The organism is Ruegeria sp. AD2(2025) (assembly GCF_056542385.1).
Map to the genome: position 1 here is coordinate 344,568 of NZ_JBQFZS010000001.1, position 20,873 is coordinate 365,440.

General features: G+C 59.2%; 16 protein-coding genes and 1 tRNA gene. 5 read left to right on the top strand and 12 right to left on the bottom strand.

The window, feature by feature from the left end; all coding sequences use genetic code 11:
• Nucleotides 1–55 precede the first annotated feature (55 nt).
• Nucleotides 56–1,120 (bottom strand): glycosyltransferase family 61 protein, encoded by a 1,065-nt coding sequence (locus ACR1XV_RS01690; RefSeq protein WP_480528542.1) that lies wholly within the window; start codon nucleotides 1,118–1,120, stop codon nucleotides 56–58.
• A 357-nt stretch (nucleotides 1,121–1,477) separates the two neighbouring features.
• Between ACR1XV_RS01690 and ACR1XV_RS01695 the strand changes: the two genes are divergently transcribed.
• Nucleotides 1,478–2,554, top strand: coding sequence for a glycosyltransferase family 61 protein (locus ACR1XV_RS01695; RefSeq protein ID WP_480528544.1), 1,077 nt, complete (start codon nucleotides 1,478–1,480; stop codon nucleotides 2,552–2,554).
• An 87-nt stretch (nucleotides 2,555–2,641) separates the two neighbouring features.
• Nucleotides 2,642–3,613, top strand: coding sequence for an agmatinase (speB, locus tag ACR1XV_RS01700; protein WP_480528545.1), 972 nt, complete (start codon nucleotides 2,642–2,644; stop codon nucleotides 3,611–3,613).
• Between the two features lie 19 nt (nucleotides 3,614–3,632).
• On the opposite strand, the gene ACR1XV_RS01705 is transcribed toward speB, so the two are convergent.
• The 9 genes from ACR1XV_RS01705 to ACR1XV_RS01745 all read right to left on the bottom strand — a co-directional run bounded on the left by ACR1XV_RS01705 (nucleotide 3,633) and on the right by ACR1XV_RS01745 (nucleotide 14,186).
• Entirely contained in the window at nucleotides 3,633–4,811 is a 1,179-nt protein-coding gene (locus ACR1XV_RS01705) for a S41 family peptidase (RefSeq protein WP_480528546.1), read from the bottom strand.
• A 130-nt stretch (nucleotides 4,812–4,941) separates the two neighbouring features.
• Entirely contained in the window at nucleotides 4,942–6,153 is a 1,212-nt protein-coding gene (locus ACR1XV_RS01710; protein ID WP_480528547.1) for an aminopeptidase P family protein, read from the bottom strand.
• 160 nt (nucleotides 6,154–6,313) lie between these two features.
• Nucleotides 6,314–7,525 (bottom strand): ABC transporter permease, encoded by a 1,212-nt coding sequence (locus tag ACR1XV_RS01715; protein ID WP_480528548.1) that lies wholly within the window; start codon nucleotides 7,523–7,525, stop codon nucleotides 6,314–6,316.
• Nucleotides 7,526–7,530: 5 nt separating this feature from the next.
• Nucleotides 7,531–8,805, bottom strand: a complete 1,275-nt coding sequence (locus ACR1XV_RS01720) for an ABC transporter permease (protein ID WP_480528549.1) — start codon at nucleotides 8,803–8,805, stop codon at nucleotides 7,531–7,533.
• Nucleotides 8,806–8,875: 70 nt separating this feature from the next.
• Nucleotides 8,876–9,967: an extracellular solute-binding protein gene (locus tag ACR1XV_RS01725; RefSeq protein ID WP_480528550.1), complete on the bottom strand. Its 1,092-nt coding sequence runs from the start codon at nucleotides 9,965–9,967 to the stop codon at nucleotides 8,876–8,878.
• Nucleotides 9,968–10,069: 102 nt separating this feature from the next.
• Nucleotides 10,070–11,170, bottom strand: coding sequence for an ABC transporter ATP-binding protein (locus ACR1XV_RS01730; RefSeq protein WP_480528551.1), 1,101 nt, complete (start codon nucleotides 11,168–11,170; stop codon nucleotides 10,070–10,072).
• Between the two features lie 132 nt (nucleotides 11,171–11,302).
• Nucleotides 11,303–12,016, bottom strand: a complete 714-nt coding sequence (locus ACR1XV_RS01735) for a maleate cis-trans isomerase family protein (protein WP_480528552.1) — start codon at nucleotides 12,014–12,016, stop codon at nucleotides 11,303–11,305.
• The gene (locus ACR1XV_RS01740; RefSeq protein ID WP_480528553.1) at nucleotides 12,013–13,158 is read right to left on the bottom strand and encodes a M24 family metallopeptidase; all 1,146 of its coding nucleotides are present in this window, start codon (nucleotides 13,156–13,158) and stop codon (nucleotides 12,013–12,015) included. The genes ACR1XV_RS01735 and ACR1XV_RS01740 overlap by 4 nt, the downstream gene beginning before the upstream one ends.
• Nucleotides 13,155–14,186, bottom strand: a complete 1,032-nt coding sequence (locus ACR1XV_RS01745; RefSeq protein WP_480528554.1) for a pyridoxal-phosphate dependent enzyme — start codon at nucleotides 14,184–14,186, stop codon at nucleotides 13,155–13,157. The genes ACR1XV_RS01740 and ACR1XV_RS01745 overlap by 4 nt, the downstream gene beginning before the upstream one ends.
• A 178-nt stretch (nucleotides 14,187–14,364) precedes the next feature.
• Here ACR1XV_RS01745 and ACR1XV_RS01750 point away from each other — a divergent pair.
• Nucleotides 14,365–14,450, top strand: a tRNA-Leu gene (locus ACR1XV_RS01750).
• 17 nt (nucleotides 14,451–14,467) lie between these two features.
• On the opposite strand, the gene ACR1XV_RS01755 is transcribed toward ACR1XV_RS01750, so the two are convergent.
• Both ACR1XV_RS01755 and ACR1XV_RS01760 read right to left on the bottom strand, forming a co-directional pair.
• Nucleotides 14,468–14,965: a hypothetical protein gene (locus ACR1XV_RS01755; protein ID WP_480528555.1), complete on the bottom strand. Its 498-nt coding sequence runs from the start codon at nucleotides 14,963–14,965 to the stop codon at nucleotides 14,468–14,470.
• The gene (locus ACR1XV_RS01760) at nucleotides 14,958–15,719 is read right to left on the bottom strand and encodes a helix-turn-helix transcriptional regulator (RefSeq protein WP_480528556.1); all 762 of its coding nucleotides are present in this window, start codon (nucleotides 15,717–15,719) and stop codon (nucleotides 14,958–14,960) included. The genes ACR1XV_RS01755 and ACR1XV_RS01760 overlap by 8 nt, the downstream gene beginning before the upstream one ends.
• Before the next feature lie 614 nt (nucleotides 15,720–16,333).
• On the opposite strand from ACR1XV_RS01760, the gene ACR1XV_RS01765 reads away from it, so the two are divergent.
• Both ACR1XV_RS01765 and ACR1XV_RS01770 read left to right on the top strand, forming a co-directional pair.
• Nucleotides 16,334–18,763, top strand: coding sequence for a beta strand repeat-containing protein (locus ACR1XV_RS01765; RefSeq protein ID WP_480528558.1), 2,430 nt, complete (start codon nucleotides 16,334–16,336; stop codon nucleotides 18,761–18,763).
• Between the two features lie 131 nt (nucleotides 18,764–18,894).
• Nucleotides 18,895–20,838 carry a type I secretion protein gene (locus ACR1XV_RS01770; RefSeq protein ID WP_480528559.1) on the top strand — a complete coding sequence of 648 codons (1,944 nt, stop codon included), beginning with the start codon at nucleotides 18,895–18,897 and terminating at the stop codon, nucleotides 20,836–20,838.
• Nucleotides 20,839–20,873 lie beyond the last annotated feature (35 nt).

Here is a 20,873-nt window from a genome sequence, read left to right on the forward strand (position 1 = left end):
TGAGAGCCCGCGATGGACATGCTACACCGAAGCGCTCCCAGCGGGTGCGGTTGATCTACGAAGCGGGCTGCATCTGAGCTAGATCTATCGTCGCTTTCAAACGGTCCAGCTCAACCGAGAACCCTTCGACAGTGCCTTTTGCAACCACAAAACCCCAGCCTATGCCGAACGCTGCGCAGAGATGACGGAAAATAGCGTTGAAACGATCTGGCGGCTGGATGCAGATCAGTGTGCCTCCGCGCCGCATCGCGAACAACGCGTGCGTCAAATGACTGCCTTCGACTCCGATCACAAGAGGGACACCGTGGAGTGCAGCGCATATGTCGTCGACGGATTGGTGCTCGGGGTCGATGATCGCAAAACCCTGGGACGCGCACCACGCCTCAATCTCGTCGGCGTTATCGAGGGTTCGCACCTGGCCGGTAACGCCTCTGCGGATGAAGGCTCCGGGGTGCGGCGACCCTCCGGATATCAGTGTTTTGGCGCGTTCCGCCATGTCCTTCAATCGGCGGCGTTTGTCTGTGCTCAGTGAAAAGTCCCTAAAAAGCCACAGCTTACGGACCAGTATGTTCTGCTTTTCCTTGTAGTCGATACCGAAGCGCGACAGGTAGTCGAGGCAATGTGCGCTTCTGGATGTGCCGGCGCCCGAAAAGAACGGATCGCCAAATCTGCCCGCCAGGGAATGGGTTGCGGCGTCATCAAGCAAGAAGTGAGAGAAGTAGTCGTTGCCCTGCCATGATGAGCACAATGCGGCAGTTTCGAGTTTCTCGGTGATACGGACAGGTCTTGTGCGGGCACTGCGAAGAGAGATGTCCTTGAAACCGGCCCAGGTACTGACCCGATTGTCGGCAATGACGGCATTCCGGATCAAATAGGCGCGCGTTTCAATGTTGGTCAGGTTCGGGGCGAGGGTTTGCTCGATTTCATCTGAAATGCTGGCGGCCATCGAATGAGCCCCGTTTATCCGCTCCAGTTCACCCGGAAGGAAAACTGCCTCGGTAAGGGGGGTTACTTCGAGAGATGAAATTGAGACCTTGCGATCAGAAAGTTCTTCGAGGGGACGGTATCCTCGAATTTTCTGCCACAATCGGCCTGCAACGGGTGCAAAAGACCAATTCATTGGTTTTACTCACTAAAAACAGAACTCGATACTAAACAACCAAGAAAGATAGACGAATTCGGCCGATTTATCCACAAATATCTGAAATATGCCCCCGGTGTGCCCCGGTTGGGGGCGGTCTGGCCCCTCGGTGTCGAAGAGAGGGTTTGCGTGCTTCGGCACCGTTCCACGATCTATGGCGGGCTGGCCAGTAAGAAGGCCGGAGCCGTGTTAGATCAGTCAACCGGCCCGGTGTTTAAGGCGCAGAACGTTCTGAATGTGATTTTGTCATTGCCGGGGGCGTGGGCTGAGACTACGATCAAATGTCGTACAAGAGGTTATTTTGAAACACGTTCCGGGCGCTTGGGTTGCTGATCAATGAATACGGTCTTCGGCGGAAGAATTAGCACCAGGCCGACGCTTCAGTTCGTAATGCGCCACCTAGGCCTTGCAAAATCCTGTGAAGAAGCCGCTTCCGAGAAGGTGGTTATCTGCCCCGAGGAACGCAATCGCGTGACGCAGGCAAGCTATCTGGATGGCCAGTTGGATCGTGTGACGGGTGTGGATACCTACTCTTCTTTTGAGCTCGAAAATCTACGCATCGCTGGTCGTGATCGCCTAGACGTGGCGACGATCGCTTACAGAATAGATGACGCGGTCTTTTCCAGCGGCCGGCTTTTTACCAACCGGACGCGGCACGATCAGGGTGGCCCCCAAAGAACCAGACCGTTTGCAAAAGTGACCGCGGAGCTGGATACAGCTGTGTTGCCGCTTTCCAGTTTTGCCACGATGTATTTCGGCCACATGATTTTTGACGGGGGCGCGACGGCGCTGATGGCGCCAGATTTTGGCCAGAGCTATGTTGATACCAAAGTTGCAGCCGACATGGCCGGGCATGTATCGCGGTATTGGGACATTTTCGGGCTGTCGTACTCGGCGGTCAGCGACGTGCGAATTCGCCATGCCTGGATTTTTGAAGATAGAGGCATGAACAGCCACAAGACTGCGCGTCTGGAAAATCTGAGTGCCCGGGTGCGTGCTTTGCCAGGAACTCGCGAAGGGCATGGCATTTTCATCCGTCGGCGGGGATGGGGCGCCCAGCGCGCGCCTGCAAATGAGGCCGAACTCGAAGATTTTTTTGCAGCGCAGGGGTACGAGATCATCGACCCCCGTCATTTGACCGTGGATCAGATCGTCGCCCGGGCCCGGGGCGCGCAAGTATTGGTTGGTGTCGAGGGGAGCGGTATGACCCATGGAATGCTCGCCATGGCCCCAGGTACGTCTTTGGTTATGCTTTTTCCGCCATGGCGGCTCAACAACATGATGAAAGACTATGCTGATGGTCTGGGCATGAAATATGGCTTTGTCGTTGGTGAGGGGCGGGGGGAAGACTATCACATCAATCCGGACGAGATATTGCGGACTATCGATCTTGTGCAGAATAGCGATGTTTGATCCCCGGAAGGCCCGGGTCAATTGTCGGAGGCGAGATCAACTCGGCGGCATCGCAACTCGGTCACTCAGAGCATGACAGGAGGTTGAATGCAGGATCATGGCTATGAAGCGGGACGGCTGAATCTGCCGTTTGTCGGGATTTCGACCTTTGCCAAGTCGCCGTACGTCGCGGATTGGGATCAGATTGAGGCAGATGTCGCTGTGCTGGGCGCGCCGTTCGATTTTGGCACTCAATGGCGACCCGGGGCACGCTTTGGGCCGCGGGCCGTGCGTGAGGCTTCGACGCTGTTCAGTTTTGGTCACGCGGGGGCCTATGATCACGAGGATGACGCAACATATCTGGATGGCTCGGTGCGGATGGTTGATCTGGGGGACGCGGATATCATCCACACCAAGACCGATGAGAGCCATGCCAATATTCAGCTCGGGGTCGAGAAGATCCTGCAGGCGGGGGCTTTACCCGTCACCATTGGCGGGGATCATTCAATCAATATCCCCTGCATCAACGCATTTGCCGGGGATTGCGCGCAGAACGGGCCGATCCATGTGGTTCAGATCGACGCGCATCTGGATTTTGTTGATGAACGTCACGGGGTGACTGCCGGGCACGGCAACCCGATGCGGCGGGCGATCGAGAAGGACTATGTTTCGGGCATGACGCAGCTCGGCATTCGCAATGTCTCGTCGACTGCGAAGGAAGGGTATGAGGACGCCCGTGCGCGCGGGTCGGACATCCTGTCGGTGCGGCAGGTGCGCAAGTTGGGGACCGAGGCGGTCTTGGCGCGCATCCCACAGGGCGCGCGGTATTATGTGACGATTGATATCGACGCGTTTTGCCCGTCGATTGCCGCGGGGACCGGAACACCCAGCCATGGTGGGTTTCTCTATTACGATGTGCTGGAAATCCTGCAGGGGTTAGCCACGCGCGGTGATGTTGTGGGCATCGATCTGGTTGAGGTCGCACCTGCGTATGACCCAACCGAAAGTACCCAAATCTTGGCGGCGCAGCTGTTGCTGAACTTTCTGGGGTTCATCTTTTACGAACGAGCCCAGCGGTAGGGGGCTTGCCCCCCTTCGTCTATTCGCCCACGCTTTTGAGTACGCGTTGATAGAACGCGCCTTGTGCATCTTCGGTACTAGGTCTTTCGACCCACTCTCGATCCAGGTTCAGCGCTCCGGCGGGGATGATTTGCCGTGCGATCTCGGGCGGTGTGGTGTCGTCAGTCGTTCCATTCTTCCAGTCGTGATAGGCTGACGAGTATCGAACGACTGCTCCGCTCGTCGGCAACTTGAGCAGCCCACCTTCGGCAAAGAACGTCAACCCGTCCCCCATTTCTTCCCCCAGGAGTTTGAGCCTATTTCCCAAACGATGTTTAAGGATGGCTACAAACACGATCGCTGCAGAAAACGTGAATTTATTGACAAGCACAACAACCTGCTTGTTTGCGCTTTGTGAAATCGCGTCGATCAGAGGCATCGTCAGAATAAAGTCGCCACCAGTGTTGCCGCGAACATCAATTAGGAGTGTTTCGTTTGAGCAGGCGCGCACGCGGTCTGCCGCATCTGAGATGGCCTTAGACAGCGCAGTTTCGCTCGGATCAAAGAAGCTTGGCAACGCTATTGATAGCCCAAGCCCCTGCCAGTCCTGTATTTCCACGAAGGTCTCGGGTTCCCAAGCTGGATCGGCTTTGCCATGCTCGTTTCTTGGGTAGAGCGTCGACGCAGGAACAGTATTTCCATTTGCCATTTTCAGATTGGTAATCTGCCCATCTTCGTCTCGCAGACAATACTCGGTCGTATCGTTGTTCGATGAAAACCCCAAACGTGCCAAAGCGTATGGCCAAGCCAGAAGAATCGGCCCGATGACCCGTTTCCTTTGGCGCGTTCCTGCAAGGAATTGCTCCGCGGTGGCATCTATTTGGCTCAAAGCTGCACCATTGACGGTTATCAACTCTCCTCGCGGCGCAGTTATCCCCGGTGCCGACCCAATGACGTGCACGAAACGCCCCACGCTCACGAACCTCAGGGGCAGCACCGAAATCGCGTCATTGGGGATCACTCGTGTGTGCCCATTGTCTGGAAGTGCCAATAGACGCATCGCAGACATCAGGAAGGCTTCGACAGAGGAGCCCTCCAGGGCGTATCGCCGGCAGTCACCAATGCAGCTGTCCAACACGGCCTTTTCAACCCGCTGAAAGCTGGGGTCAGTTCGGAGCGCAGTTTCTAAGATTTGGTTCAGGTCTTCCGTGAGCGACATGTTTCACGGTGCGCATAGCCGCTGATCAATGTCCAGATTGCGCTCGGGGCGGAGAATGCGCCCCGAGCGTTGTTGTCGCCGACCTGCACCACTTGCGGCCAGGGACTGGCTTTGGATCCTGCGGGCTTTCTTAGGCACCAATGATGTTGTGGCCGGGACCGTAGGGGAAGCCGGTGATGTTCACGGCTCCGTCCTCGCCGACCACGAGGATATCGTGCTCGCGATATCCGCCCGCACCGGCTTGGCCTTCGGGTATCCACAGCATCGGCTCGATTGAGACGACCATGCCGGGTTCCAGCACGGTGTCGATGTCTTCGCGCAGTTCCAGACCGGCCTCGCGCCCGTAGTAGTGGCTGAGGACGCCGAAAGAGTGGCCATAGCCGAAGGAGCGGTATTGCAGCAGGCCCTCATCTTCGAAGAAGCGGTTGATCTCGGCGGTGATGCCGGAACAGGTCGCGCCGGGGTTGATCAGGCTCAGGCCAAGCTCATGCGCGGCGACGTTGGCCTTCCAGATGCGTAGGCTTTCGGCGTCGGGTTCGCCCAGAAACAGGGTGCGTTCCAGCGCGGTGTAATAGCCCGAGATCATCGGGAAGGTGTTCAGCGACAGGATATCCCCTTTTTGCAGCGCTCGTTTTGTGACTGGGTTATGCGCGCCATCGGTGTTGAGGCCGGATTGGAACCAGACCCAAGTGTCGCGGTATTCTGCGTCGGGATAAGCGCTGGCAATCTCGGCCTCCATCGCGTCGCGACCGGCCATGGCGATCTCGATCTCGGTTGCGCCTTCACGGATGGCGGCGTGGATGGCAGCCCCGCCGACATCGGCGGTGCGGGCACCACCTTTGATCAACTCGATCTCTTCGGCGGATTTCACCATCCGGGCCGCCATGGTGTCGGGCGCGATGTCGACCAACTCGGGCTGACCCAGCATCGCCAGCGCGGTGTCGCGGGCGGCCAGTGTCATGTGATCATTCTCAACACCGATGCGTTTCGCGCCACCGATCAGGCGGGCCACCGCGCGCCAATAATTGTCGCGCTTCCAATCGGTATAGATCACGTTGTCCTCGACCGAGCGGCGCCAGGGCTGGCCCGCATCAATATTGGCCGAAACGGTCGTGCAGGCGTCCTGCGTGACAACGCAGCCGTAGGGGCGGCCAAACGAGCAATAGAGGAAGCCCGAGTAATAGGCGATGTTCTGCATCGAGGTCAGCAAGACCACGGGAATATCCCGCGCTGCCATGATGGCGCGCAGTTTGCTAAGACGGCGGTCATATTCTCCCTTGCTGAAGGGCAGGGGCGCTTTGTCGCCATTGTGACAGGTGAAGAATTCGGGGCGATTTGTCATTGTCTGGTCTCTCATCTTTGCCGGGCGGCAAACCCGGCCACTTGTCCCGGCGTTCAGGACAGGCGGTCTCGGGGTCCGAGAGCCGATCATCCCAGAGCGTCCGCGACGCCATCGCGGCTGGGATGAACGGTTAAATCGTTAGATCAGGCGCGCGCTTGCGTCAAGCGGGGGAAAGGCCCCGCAGACGCTCGGACCGGCGGCGCAGCAGTTCCACCGTGGTCAGCAGCGCGATCGAGATCACGACGAGGATCGTCGCCACGGCCAGAATAGTCGGGCTGATCTGTTCACGCAGGCCGGTGAACATCTGCCATGGCAGCGTTTTCTGGCTGGCGGAACCGACGAACAGCACCACGACCACCTCGTCAAAAGAGGTGATGAAGGCAAACAGTCCGCCTGAGATTACGCCCGGCAGGATCAGCGGCATCTGGATCGAAAAGAACGTCCGCACCGGACCTGCACCCATATTCGCCGCCGCCCGTGTAAGCGAGCGGTCAAAGCCCACCAGCGTTGCGGTCACGGTAATGATGACGAAGGGGATACCCAGAACAGCGTGGGCAAGGATCACTTTCACATAGCCCACGAAGTTCTTGTTCATGCCCAGCGTGCCTTCCATGAAGCGGCCGATATCGCTGTAGAAAAAGAACATGCCTGTGGCCGAGATGATCAGCGGCACGATCATGGGCGAAATCAGGATGCCCATGATGGCACGGCGACCGGGAACGTGGCTCTGGCTGAGGCCGATGGCCGCCAGCGTGCCCAGCGAAACCGAGATCACCGTCGCAATCGGGGCGATGATCAGCGAGTTCTTGAAGCTGCGCTGCCATTCATTGTTGGTGAAGAAGTCACGGTAATGCTTCAGCGAATACCCCTCGGGGTCCAGCCGCAGCATCTCCGGCGTGAAGGTAAAGAAGTCCTGCGCGTTGAACGACAGCGGCAGTACCACAAGGATCGGTGTGATCAGGAAGACAAAGATCGCACCGCAGATGACCCGGAACAGGTAATGATAGAACACCTGCTTCGGGGTCAGATAGGGCAGCAGTTTGCGGCGATAGCGGCCTTCATACAGCCAATAGATGAACCACGAAAAGAACCAGCCGCCCAGCAGGCCCAGAACGCCGCCCATTGGGCCGGAGAACAGAAAACCTGCGATGCCAAAGCCAAGAATGGTGATCCAGCGGGCCAGCTTCTCGTTCTTGAGAACGGTGATGTAAAGCCAGGCTAGCGCGGCGATCAGGACGGCCCCGCCGATGATGCCAAGAAAGACCGAGCCATTGCCCGCTCCGACGAAGACGCCGGCGAAGGCCCCTGCCAGCGCGACGCTTGGCAGGACCATGGACAGAGGTTTGCGGGAAATCGGAGTAAGTGCGGCCATGTCGATTATCCCAGCTTCACGTTGTCAATGCCGACGATCTTGTCGTAGACCCAATAGAGCAGCAGTACGACGCCCAGAAGGATCGTCCCCAATGCCGCGGCCAGTCCCCAGTTCAGCGAGGACGAAATGTGATAGGCGATCCGGTTCGAGATGAAGACACCCTTGGTGCCGCCGACGATTTCGGGCGTGATGTAGTAGCCAATCGCCAGAATGAACACGAGGATCGAGCCCGCGCCGATGCCCGGAATGGATTGCGGGAAATAGATGCGCCAGAACGTCGTCCAGTTGGTTGCACCCATGGACTTCGCGGCTCGGGTGTAAGATGGCGGAATGGTCTGCATCACCGAATACATCGGCAGGATCATGAACGGCAGCAGGATATGGGTCATCGCGGTGATCGTGCCGATCTGGTTGTTGATGATCACCAGTCTCGCGTCATCGGCCACCAGCCCCAGCCAGACCAGCGTTTCGTTGATCACCCCCTGTTGCTGCAACATCACCTTCCATGCCGAGGTCCGCACCAGAAGCGAGGTCCAGAAGGGCAACAGGACAAGGATCATCAGTAGGTTCGACACCCGCATCGGCAGGGTCGCAAGCAGGTAGCTCACCGGATAGGCCAACAGGATACAGGCCCCGGTAATCACCAGCGACATGAACAACGTGCGCCCGAACAGCTTGATCAGGATCTGCTTGTCCTCGGGCTGTGATTGCGCGCCTTCGGGCGTGCGGCGCATATCGACCGCGTTCAGGAAGTAGCCGTTGGTGACAGCGGGCGAGTGGGTCTTGATCACCGCCCATGTCTGCGGCTCTCCCCAACCCTCGTGAATCTCGATCACCTGATCTTTGAATGGTCCATCGGTTTCGGGGTCCAGCTTGCCCATTTTCCGGCCTGAGCGGCGGAACATCGAAGACATGCCGGTTTCTTCGTAGTTCAGACGCGAGCCCAGCCGGGTATGTGTCTTGTTGTCAACGGCGACCACCATGTCGCGGACAAAGGCGTCGTAGACTGCCTCATCAGGCAGCTCGCCGCTGGTTTCATCCCAGCTTTGCAGGGCTTCGACGGTCAGGGGCAGCGTTTCCTGCACAATGCTGTTTTCCACCGAGCGGAACAGCATCGCTGCAATCGGCACGATGAACGAGAACAGCACGAACAGCAGCAGAGGGGCCACCAGCATCAGCGCGCGCAGCTTTTGCCGCCGCAACGAACGTGCCAGCGATTGCTTGAGCGGCGTTCCGTCCGCGGCCAGCATAGGTCCGGCGTTTTGGCTTGCGTCAGTCATCGGTACCCCTTGGGTTTTCTTTGGTTCGGGGGCGGTGCACCGCCCCCGACTGTATCATGAAATCAGACGCTTATTGCGCCAGCCACGCCTGGAATTTGGCGTCGATGTCGTCGCGGTAGTCCGCCCAGAACTCGTAGTTATACAGGAACGTGTTCTTGGCGTTTTCCGGATCGGTCGGCATGTGCGGCGCCATGTCGATACCCAGATCTGCGTGCTGACCAACCAGCGGGGCCGAGGAGGCACGAGCCGGGCCGTACGAGATGTACTTGGCCTGATCCGCCAGACGCTGGGTGTCGGTGGCGAACATGATGTAGTCCAGCGCGCGCTGCTTGCGCTCGTCGCTCAGACCGGCGGGGATGATCCAGCCGTCCAGATCGAACACCTGCGCGTCCCACAGCATGGCGACGGGCTGCTTCTGCTCTTCGATCACGCTGAACAGACGACCGTTATAGGTCGAACCCATCACGACTTCGCCGTCAGCCAGCAACTGCGGCGTGTCCGCTCCGGCAGACCACCAGACAACGCTGTCCTTGATGGTGTCCAGCTTGGCCAGCGCCTGATCCTGACCTTCGGCGGTGCCCAGAACGTCATAGACATCCTCTTTGGCCACGCCGTCGCACAGCAGCGCCCATTCCATGTTGTTGATCGGGCGCTTCTCCAGCGAACGCTTGCCGGGATAGGTTTCCAGATCGAACACGGCGCAGATATCGCTGGGCGGGGTGTCACCGACCAGATCGGTGCGATAGCCGAAGGTGGTCGAATAGACGATCTGCGGGATAAAGCAGTCGCTGACCAGCAACTCGCCGAAGTCTTCCGACGCAGGTGTGCCATCCGGAGCCGGGGCCAGTTGAGTGTCAAAGTCGATTTCCATCGCCAGACCTTCGTCGCAAAGACGAATCGCGTCCGAGGCCACAACATCGACCACGTCCCAGGTGATGTTGCCCGCTTCGTTCATCGCGCGCAGCTTGGCCACGGCCTCGTTCGAGCTGTCATCGTTCAGGATGGTGACGCCGGTCTTTTCCGAATAGGGCTCGTGGTAAGCCTTGAGCTGCGATTTGGAATAGGCGCCGCCCCACGAGACGATGGTCATCTCTTCGGCGGATACGCCACCGGCCGCCGTCGCAAGAGCAGCTGCCGTCAGCAGGGTTTTGGTTGGTTTCATGTGTTACTCCCAGTACTTCCCGTTTGTTGTCTTGTCAGCTGGCGCACGGGTTTTCGCCAGCCGGTCCCTCAGAAAAACCGCGCTTGTGCCGCGCGGTTTGATCTATGCGTCAAGCGCGCGACAATCCTGTGCCAGCCAGCCGATCTCGATCTCTTGTCCGGGTTTCAGGCGGATGGCATCGGGGGCGTTCCGCGTCTTGACGATGAACTCGTCATTGCCCGCCACCGACATGCGGAAGCGGAACACGTCACCCATATAGATGAACTCTTTCACCGTGGCCTTCAGCGTATGCGCATCGGCGTGCAGGCGGTCTTTATTGAACTCCACACGCTCGGGGCGGATCGAAACCTTGGTGCGTTCGCCCGGATTGTGCACGTTGATCGGCACCGCATCGATTTCCGAGCCGTCATCCAGCTGCACCAGACAGGTGTCGCCGTCGATCGATTTCACCACGCCTTCCAGCGTGTTGTTTTCGCCAATGAACTGCGCGACGAAGCTGTTTTCGGGCTCTTCATACAGCTGATCCGGCGGGGCCAGCTGCTGAATGCGGCCGTCGTCGAACACCGCCACACGGTCTGACATCGTCAACGCTTCGGTCTGGTCGTGGGTCACGTAGACTGTGGTGATGCCCAGCTCATGTGCAAGTCGGGTGATTTCGAACTGCATATGCTCGCGCAGCTGTTTGTCCAGCGCACCCAGCGGTTCGTCCATCAGCACCAGTTCCGGTTCAAACACCAGCGCGCGGGCCAGCGCGATCCGCTGTTGCTGCCCGCCCGAAAGCTGCGCCGGGCGGCGGTTGCCAAAGGCCCCCATCTGCACCATGTCCAGCGCGCGCTTGACCTTTTCCTCACGCGTGGATTTGTCCAGTTTGCGGACCTCCAGCGGGAACGAAAGATTCTCGGCCACCGTCATGTGCGGGAATAGGGCGTAGTTCTGGAACACCATCCCGATGCCGCGCTTGTGCGGTGGAATGTTGTTGATGGGTTTGCCATCCAATAGAATCTCGCCATGGGTGGCAGTTTCGAATCCGGCAAGCATCATCAGGCAGGTTGTCTTGCCCGATCCGGACGGCCCGAGCATGGTCAGGAATTCGCCCTTTGGCATTGCCAGGTTAAGATCTTTAACGACGAGATTCTCGCCGTCATAAGATTTTTGAACGCGCTGAAATTCAACAAACGCGGCGTCGTTATTTTTGTCGGTCACAAGACCCCCTGTTGCGTCAAATGATTATCCGGTTGCTCCGGATTTCATTGATCTTCTCGTGCATTGATGCCGAGGCTAACAAATGGTCGCAAGCCCGTAAAGCGAGTGGGTTATCTAAAACGTCACTTTTGCCTAAATTTGCGACACGTTCAGGTGATTCATATGCCAGGCCAGACTTTGATTGCTCGACAGAACCGGTTTGCCAATCCTTGCCTCGATCTGAGGGATAGCGGCCAGAGTGCGCAGGTTCGTGCAGCTCAAAAACACCGCATCGACGGCTGAATCGGCACCCAGCCGGGTTGCGGCCTCGACCACCGAATCGGTTGATATACGGACAACTTTTGCCTCTTCGGCCTCACCAAACGTGCCGAACACATCCATCGAGATACCCTGTGCAGCGAAGGCCCGCCGCAGCGACGTGTTCACCTCTTCCACATAGGGTGACAGCAGCGCGAATTTCGACACACCGCGATCCGCCGCACAGGCCGCGGCGGCGCGCAGAGGGTTGGTGACAATCTGGACATCGCAGGTCTGTTTGACCATCTGCTCGACCCGCTCGGACCCGATCACCGAACTGGCCGAGGTGCAGCCATAGCCCACCACCCGATAGGGCCGCGCCTTGGGCAGCAGATCAGCGGCGGCGGGCAGGGCGGTTTCCATCTTGGCCAGCATATCGGTGCTGACTTCCGCGCCGCTCGGGATACGGCTGACATAAAGCGGGCTTTTGTCACCGGCGAACAGAGCGCGGAACTCGGGCTCGATGGTTTCATCCGTTTGCAGCACGATCAGGCCCATCGGCACGGCGGTGGGATCATCCGGGTCCAGCGTATAGGGCAGCGTGGTCATATCTCGGCGATCTCGGGTCCAAGGCGGGGGCTGAGGAACTCAGGCGCGCCCTCGGTGATCAGGATGTTTTCCTCGTGCACCATGATCTTGCCATTCACCGCGATGCCCGGCTCAAGCGTTAGCACCATCCCCGGTTGTAACTCAGTATGGTCACCGGGGATGAGCGAGGGCCACTCGGTCAACGACATGCCCAGCCCGTGGCCCAGCCGCCCGGCGTCGGTGCCCGCGCCGCCGTCGGTCAGGATGGCGTTCATGGTGTGAAACAGCTGTAAGACAGTGGCACCGGGGCGGGCCTGTTCGAATGCGGCATCCGAGGCCTCGATCAGCCGGGCATGTGCGTCCCGCACCGGCGTGCTGGCCGGGCCAACCGACCAGTTGCGGTCGTAGTCGCAGAAATACCCGTCGCGCACGAGGCCGGTGTCCAGCATCAGCACATCCCCGGGCCGTAGCGGCGTCTGGGTGGCAGGCGAGATCACGTCGGTATATCCGCCCTGTTCGGCCCCTCCGGCCAGATAGGGCACCCAGTCGGCCCCTTCCTCAAGGCACAGCATCTGGAAGCGGCGGAAGACCTGATCCAGTGGCACACCGGCGGCGGCGATCTCGGGCACGCGGGCAAAGGCGCGGGCGGCGATCTGGCAGGCGGTGCGTATCTTGGCGACCTCGGCCTTGGATTTCACCATGCGCAGGGCGCGCAGGATGCCGTGATCACCGGTGATGCGGCGGGTGTCAATTCCGGTCTGTAGGCGCTTCAGGTCGGCCAGTGGCATCCGCACATGGGTTTCATGCCCGTCCGGGCAGCCGATTGCGGCACCGTTCGGGGTCAGTTCGGTCAACGTATCCGCCAGCAGACTAACGCCGTCATCTTCAAGAGCGGGCGCGCTCCAGGTGCGGATATCGTCGACCCAAGTCTGCGCCATCAAAGCCGCGCCGATCGAGGGGATCACTGCCACCGACTTGCCCGAGGCGGGCACGATCAGGAACCAAGGCCGCGTCGGACTTTCCCAGAAGCGGGTCAGATAGCCGGTGAAATAACGTATCTCGGGCTCGGTGGTCAGCAGCAGGGCGGACAAGCCCGCCTCAGCCATCCGCTGTTGCGCGCGGTCCAGTCGCGCCTGAAACTCTTCGGGCGCGAAACCGCTCATGCGGGTTGCTCGGTCAACATGCACAGGACGCGTGATTGTGCGTCGATCCCCATCGCTGCGCGCGCCGCTGGATTCATCGCCGCCGCAATGCCCGCCCCGCCCGAGGGGCTGGTTTCAAGACCGGCCTCGGCCATCATAGGAAGCTGCGCGGCCACCTCATCGTCGCTGAGCGTCAGGAACAGATCGGCATCGCGCGCCAGCCCGTTCAAAGCGATCAGCGAGGGTTCCTTGCAATCCAAACGCCCCATGATGCTGTCAGGGCCATCGGCGAAAACGCAATGTCCGGCCTCGACGCTGGCTTGCAACGCCGGGGCCGCATCGGGTTCGACCACCACGATCCGGGGCGCATCGCCCCAGACCTTGCGGGCATAGGCGGCCACCGCTCCGGCCATGCCGCCAACACCGGCTTGCAGCAGGATATGGGTGGGCACTTCGGGGCATTGTTCCGCCGCTTCCACGGCCATCTGCAAATACCCCTCCATCAGCAGATGCGGCAGGTCGGTATAGCCCTCCCACGAACTGTCGGACAGCAGGGTCCAGCCGTTTTGCTGCGCCGCCTGCGCGGCGGCTTCCATGCTGGCGGCATAGTCGATCCCGTCGCGCACAACCTGCGCATTCTGCGCGCGCAGGCGGTCGGCAAAGCTTTCGGGCACGGTCTCGGCGATATAGACCACCGCATCGGCCCCGAACACGCGCGCACCTGCGGCCACGCTCATCCCGTGATTGCCTGCGCTGGCGGTGACATAGGTGCACCCCTCGAGGCTGGTATCCGTAGCCTCATCAGCCTGACACGCAATGACATATGCTGCACCAAGCGCCTTGAACGAGCCAAGGCCCATCCGGGGCCGCTCATCCTTGACCCAGAGTTTTGCGACCGGAGCCAGCGCTGCCGCTTCCACCAGCGGTGTTTCGGTGAAGTCAGGACAAAACAGCCGGTGTCGGCCCAATCCCGCAGTATCAGTAGACGGGTAGGGTGCCTGATCCGCAAGCTTTGATCCTTTCCGATGTGGATTGCTGATCAACTTCATCGCACGCTCCTTTCCCTGATGCGCCGACGTGAGCGGAATGCACACGCACTGTCAAGCGCGGCCTTCCGCGTCCGGCCTGCAGGATCACATGAACGAGCGTCTTTTCAATCGAATGGGTTGGCTGTAAGTGTGTCCCGATCCTGTCGGTTCTGGCCTTCTGTGCCACGTCGACAGGGCTGCGGGCGTGATGGAATGGTAGACATATCGGACTTAAAATCCGAAGGCCTTAGTGCCGTGTGGGTTCGAGTCCCACCGCCCGTACCAATGTTCTGATGATCATATCAGACCGGGAAATCCAGTTGCCTGATAAGTGCCCAGATGTCCGCGTTCGCGGCTGAGAGCTGGGCTACGACATCTTCAATCTCTTTCATGGCTTTTTCGTCGACCGTGTCCTCCCGGCCCAGCTTGATGTCTGTCTTGCGGTCCGCAATCCGCATCAGGATGGTTTTGGGGTTCCCGCTTTCCTGATCGAACGAGTAGATGCAGTGGTTGTACTTGTTCCGGATCGACGAAAGCCGCGACAACCGCTGTGTGTGTTGCAGAATCGGGTCCCGGATCGCTGCAGGGCGTCCTTCCATCTTGGCCAGGCGCTCGACAAGGTCGATACGGGCGCGGGTGGTGTTGAGGGTCAGGAAGATGATGACCGCCACGTCCTTGTTGGCCCCCGTCAGCCCCGCGATCAGGTGAATCAGCAGGCTTTCGGTGTTGGTCCACATATAGTTGAGCCGACCCACCAGAAGGATGAGCCGGTCAAACCGGGTTTCGAAGGCTTCATCCAACGGAGGCGCTGCGCGCTTCGGGGGGCGCGACCTCGAAATAGAAATGGGCCGCGGCGGTTCGGTTGCTGACGTCAAGCTTGCCCGAGACGTTGTGCATGTGAAGTTTCACCGTGTGCTCGGTTATGCCCAGCTTGGATGCGATCGTCTTGTTGCTTTTGCCCTGCGAGACCAGCCGCAGGACCTGTTTTTCGCGACGCGTCAGCTTGGAGTACAGCATCAACTTTTCGGGCGAATGGGTCCTGACGGCTGGGCGCTTTTCTGTCGCCTCGGTCACGGTGGTCTGCGTTGCGGGCAGGCAGTCCGCAAGGAAGCAGGGCAGGTGCAGTTCCTCATGCATCAGCAGGCGCAGAATTGCGCGCCAGACGTCGGGGGCCACATTCATTGGCAGATATCCGATATCGCCAAACTGTGCCCGATCCCAGTGTTCGAACAGAAACCGGGCCGAGCTTTGCTTGCGATAGGCGAAAGCCAGACAACCGGCCTGCGCCAGGCTGGTGTATTCGGTCGGTCGGCTCAGCAGGTCCTCGATCATCATCTGGTCGACGACGATGATGCGCTCTGCCGCGGCGCTCAGATCAGCCTTGGCCAACAGGGCATCGAGGTTTTCGAAACGTTTGGCGTCTACGCCGAATTCGGTTTGGACGGTTCTGAGGGTCTGGTTCGAATAAAACAATTCCTTGCCAATAAAAATGATCGACAATTCTTCTGCATATTCAATTTGACCATGGGCGTCGTCTTGCAATGGAATATTCACAGTCGCTATTCCTCACTAATACTGGCACCACCTTCTGAGGTCCTAATACGGTACAGGGGCAGGCGGCGCGAAACGGTAACTTAATCAATCAAATTAGAAGACCATCATAGCTGAAAGTATGTGTTTCAGCAATAGAACGCCACAATTCGGGCATTGCGTTATAGAGCGTTCGGTTAGGTCTATAGAATTATGATGTCTTGTAAGATTATGAAATCATTAAGCTAAAAAGTTATCAAATTGAGGTGGGTGCGTTTTTTGATCGTTCAGCCCAACCTTAAGGCAATTATTGAAAAAACCCACTTTTTAACAAAGAGTTGCCACATTTAATGCTTTCGGCCAGCTATGCACACCCCCGCATCGCTGCAACCATGATCCTGCTTCAATTGGCGAAGTGATCTTGAACCTGACATGACCGCAGCCCGCGTATTTCGGCGAAATTTCTGTGGTCATGGAATCGGCTAAGCCGAGAAAGGGGGGCTGACCAGACAGAAGACGAGAACTGCCGCATAAGCGTCCGTTTAGACGCTTTGTGCGTAAAATCTGTTTTTAACCGCGCCTGTCACCGCTTTGTAGATGAATGGCGGTCCGGTGCTTCAGTAAAAGTGGAATTTATTATGGTACGCAGAAATGCTCCTATCACTGACGTTCAAGAAGTTATCGATGATCAGGATCCTGTCGTAGACGCACCCGAGTTGGAAGAAGAGGTCGTTCTGGACGTTGAGGACATCAACGCGCAGCAACAGCAGCAACAGCAGCAGCAGGGTGACAACTCGAACACCAACGGCGGTAACGACAGCAACACCAATGGCGGCGACGACAGCAACACCAACGGTGGCGATGACCGCAACATCAACAACAGCAATGACAGCAACACCAATGGTGGTGATGACAGCAACACCAACGACAACTCGAACACCAACACCGTGAATTTCGACTTTGGTGAAGGTGAATGGGTACCGCGCGACAACGACAAGGTTGACGTCGATATCAACGATGTTGATGGCGATGTTGGTGACGTGATCACCGCTGGCGACGATCTGGACTACGATCCGGGCGACGATATCAACATCGATATCTCACTGGATGGCCCCGGCAACGACTTTGCCTCAATCAACAGCCAGTATGCCAGCCTGAACGACGGTGACACGCTGAACGGCGCGACCGTTTCGAATAGCGGTAGCTTCTCGCAGAGCGGTGATGCGAATGGCGGTCACGCCTACGCAGAAGACGGTATTGACGTCAATACGGACGGCGGTGCCTCGGGCAATGGCGGAACCAGCCATGGCGGTGCCGCATCAGGATCGACTCATGGCAGCACCTCGCTGGCATTTGGCGGACATTCTGGCAGCGCGGACGCCGCGGCGAACGGCGGTGGCGGAGCGGCCTCGGGTGCTGCGAGTAACTCAAGCTTCGGCATGGGACTGTCAGGCGCACATGCTGACGGTGACAACACCGGCGGTAATGGCGGTAACGCGTCTGGTTCGTCGAGCGCAAGCAACACGGGCTCGTCCAGTGCAAGCGGCACGGGCACCGGCGGTGAAGGCGGAGACGCAGGATCGTTTGGTCTTGGTCTTGGTCTTGGTCTGTCAGGGTCGAATGCTAATGGCGACGCCAATGGCGGTAGCCAGGCTTCGGGCGCGCTGGGGGCAGGTCTTGGCCTGGCCGGTACTGACGCGTCAACTGGCAACGCCAATGGCGGTGACGGCGATGCGGACAACACCGGTTCGTCGGACAACACCAGCTCTGGCGGCAACCAGGCAGATGGCACGACCGGTGGCACCAATCTGGGTCTGGGTCTGGCCGGCGCAGGCGCGCTGGGTGCCAATGATGCCGATGGTGGCAGCGGTTCCGGCGGTAGCGGTTCCGGTGGCAGCGGCTCGGGCGGCAGCGGCTCTGGTGGCAGCGGCTCTGGTGGCAGCGGCTCTGGTGGCAGCGGCTCTGGTGGCAGCGGCTCGGGCGGTAGCGCCGATGGCGGCGACGGAATCGGTGGCAACACCGGTACCGAAGAAGCTGGCTTCCCGTTCCTGAGACTGGACCCGGTTGAGGAAGAAGAGGAAGTTGCCGAAGAAGGTGGCGGCGGTAATGCGAACGGTGACGGCGGCGACGGCGGAACCGGTGGCGCAGGTACTGGCGGCATGGGCTCTGGCGGCATGGGTACTGGTGGCACCGGTACAGGTGGCACAGGTACTGGCGGTACGGGTACCGGTGGTACGGGTACTGGCGGCAGCGGCTCCGGTGGTGCCGGTGGCGGCTTCGTCGACACCGATGCTGCAGCACAGGGCGTTGGAGACCAGACAGCTGGTGCAGCTGATGTCGATCAGACATCCGGCGACATCAACGGTACGACCAACAACGACCAGGACACCGATGGTTCCGGTGGAATGGGCGGCAGCAACTCGACCAACGGCGCGGCTTCGGGCGCGGGTTCGGGTTCGGGTACTGCTGACGGTACCGGTGGTGCAGGTGGTACGACCTCGCCGACGTCCAGTTCGGCCGGAAGCGGCGCGGGTTCAGTGGATGCGACCAACACGGCAGGTGCCGGTGGTGCGGGCCAGGTCTGGTCAACTGCGGAAACCGACGGATCGGCTGACAGCCTGGCCGAAGCGATTGCAGGTTACGGTGGTGCGGCGGCGTCGGATAACGACGCGACCTCGACCGGAACTGGCAGCGCGACGGGCTCGGCGATGTCCGGTGCAGGTGGTGCCGGTGGTGCCGGAACCGCGGCTGGTGGAACCAGCGGCGCGGTCATGGGCAGCTCGACCGGTGGCGAAACCAATGGTGCGATGAACACCGGCGGTGAAGCATCGGGTGCCAACTCTGGCGCAGGCGGTGCAGGCGGGAACGCCGGTACCTGGGGTTCGGACAACGGTGGCGACGGTATCGTCAACGGCGAGTCCTATGCCTCGGCAGCCGCTGTGGTCGATACTTCGGCCTTCAATCAGTCGATCGTCATGGGTGCCAACGTGCTTGGTAACTCGGTCGATACGACCATGGTTGGTGGTTCGATGACCTCGTCCTACTCGAGCGACGACACCGACGTATAAGTCAACCTCTCGGGGGCCGAATTAGCGGCCCCCGTTCCAATGAAAACGCCGGGGCCGCGATCCAGTGGCCCCGGCCCAGCAAATCCCGAACCGGAAATTTCTGGCCGGTAAGGGGGTAAGGGATCATCGAAATGTCATTCGATAGTGTTACCGAAAAGATTGCACACTTTATTGGAACCTTTGATCTTACGATTGAGCAAGCCCGGCTGAGGGATCAGTACGAAGAGTTCACCGCCATGCGGCGCAAGGCGGAACTGGACGAACTGGAAGATCCCACCAAGATCCAGATCAAGGCCGATCTGGACCTGGATCCCGGCAAGTACGGTCCGCTATCTTATCTGTTTGACACCCCCCCCGCCACTCCTGGACTTCCACCCGCACCCGACGGTCCGCCTATTCCGACGGTCGTCGCACTTGGGCCGCCTCCGGCCCTTGGTCCGCCGCTGCCTGATGGTGATCTGGCAGAGGCCGCCCAGAATGTAATTATCCTTGAACCCCAGATTGTAACCGAACTGATCGGATCGGCTGTGACCTATACGTTCCAGTCGATCTATCTGCGTGACAATGATGTGGTCGGCGAAGGCGACTTCCGCGATACCGGTCAACTGATGGCACAGGCCGAGGCGGCGGCGCAGGTTGCGACCTCGATGCATGGGCTGTCGGCCCCGTCCTTCAATATCTCGGACTACCTGTCGGTCGAATATGTCGAGGCAATGGCCCAAGAGATGCTCGTCCCGATCCAGGTCGAGGTCGAAGGCGCAACCGTTTACCAGTTTCACGGCGAGGACGCGACGGGCGTGATCGTCAATGGTGAGTATGTGCATGAAGCTCCGGTCTGGGACGATCTTCTTCCGGAACATCATCAGACCGAGGAAGAAGACGACGAAGAGGCCGGCCCCGACCCGCTGCCCGCGGAATGGGATCAGGACGATGGCCCCGAATATGCAGATGGCCACACGGTAATCGCCGGCGGCAATCTGGCAATCAACGAAGTGGCAGCGACCGTTGCCTGGGTTGATGCCCCCTATATCGCGGTTGGCGGCAAGTCGATCGAGCTGACCATGGTCAGTCAGGTCGCGGTTGTGTCGGACATGGATGAAGGCACCCATGGCGGTTCGGGCACCAACGTGGTTCAGTCCTCATCGATCGAGGTCGAAGGAAATGCCGCCCATTGGATCGGCGAGGGCGGCGAGGATGCGCCGGGTCTTGTGCATGTCGACTGGATTCATGGCGACCTGATCGTGGCGAATTTCGTCAAACAGACCATCGACGCCACCGATATCGACCATATCGAAACCGAGATTTCGGCGTCGACCACGCTTTATGCGCTGGGCGATAACGAAATGGTGGATGTCACCAGTATTCTGCAATTGGGCAGTTACTATGATCTGGTGATGATCGACGGAGACATGATCACCGTTGATACCTTCATGCAGACGTTGGTCCTGCTGGATGATGACATCGTGACCGGTGGCCTGCATGAATCGCTTGACGGGTCGGACGAGAATCTGGTGATGAATCAGGTGTCTCTGACCAAGGAAGGCGAGGATACGCACGAAGCCATGCAGGCACCGATGGCCGAGGCCATGGCGCTGGGTGAATCGGACATGGAGGCGCTGGAAGATGCGCTGATGAACGATCCCATGTTTGCGGGTATGGAGCAGATGCGCGTTCTGAAGGTTGATGGGTCTTTGCTTCAGGTGAATGTGGTCGAGCAATCGACGATACTCGCCGATCAGGACGATGTTCACCTGCACGGCCCGCACGCGGACGAGACCGAGGTGATCGCGGGCAGCAATGCGCTGCTGAATGCGGCAAACGTGACCAAGGCCGGTGTGGACTCGGTCGTCATGGCGCAGGACGGGTCTTATTCGGATCTGCTGCTGCATCAGGCCAGCCTGATCGATATGCCGACCAACGAAGAGATCGCCGAGATGACCAACGAGGCGATTGCAGCCCTGATGGACGAGATCGGAATGCCCGATCACGCGAATGGCATTGGTCCGGCTGGCAACGACTTAACACCAAGCGAAGCGATGAGTGCCTCTGACGGCCTACAAACCATGCTGGCCTGATTTTCCTGTATGTTACGAGTGACCCGAGGGTTAAT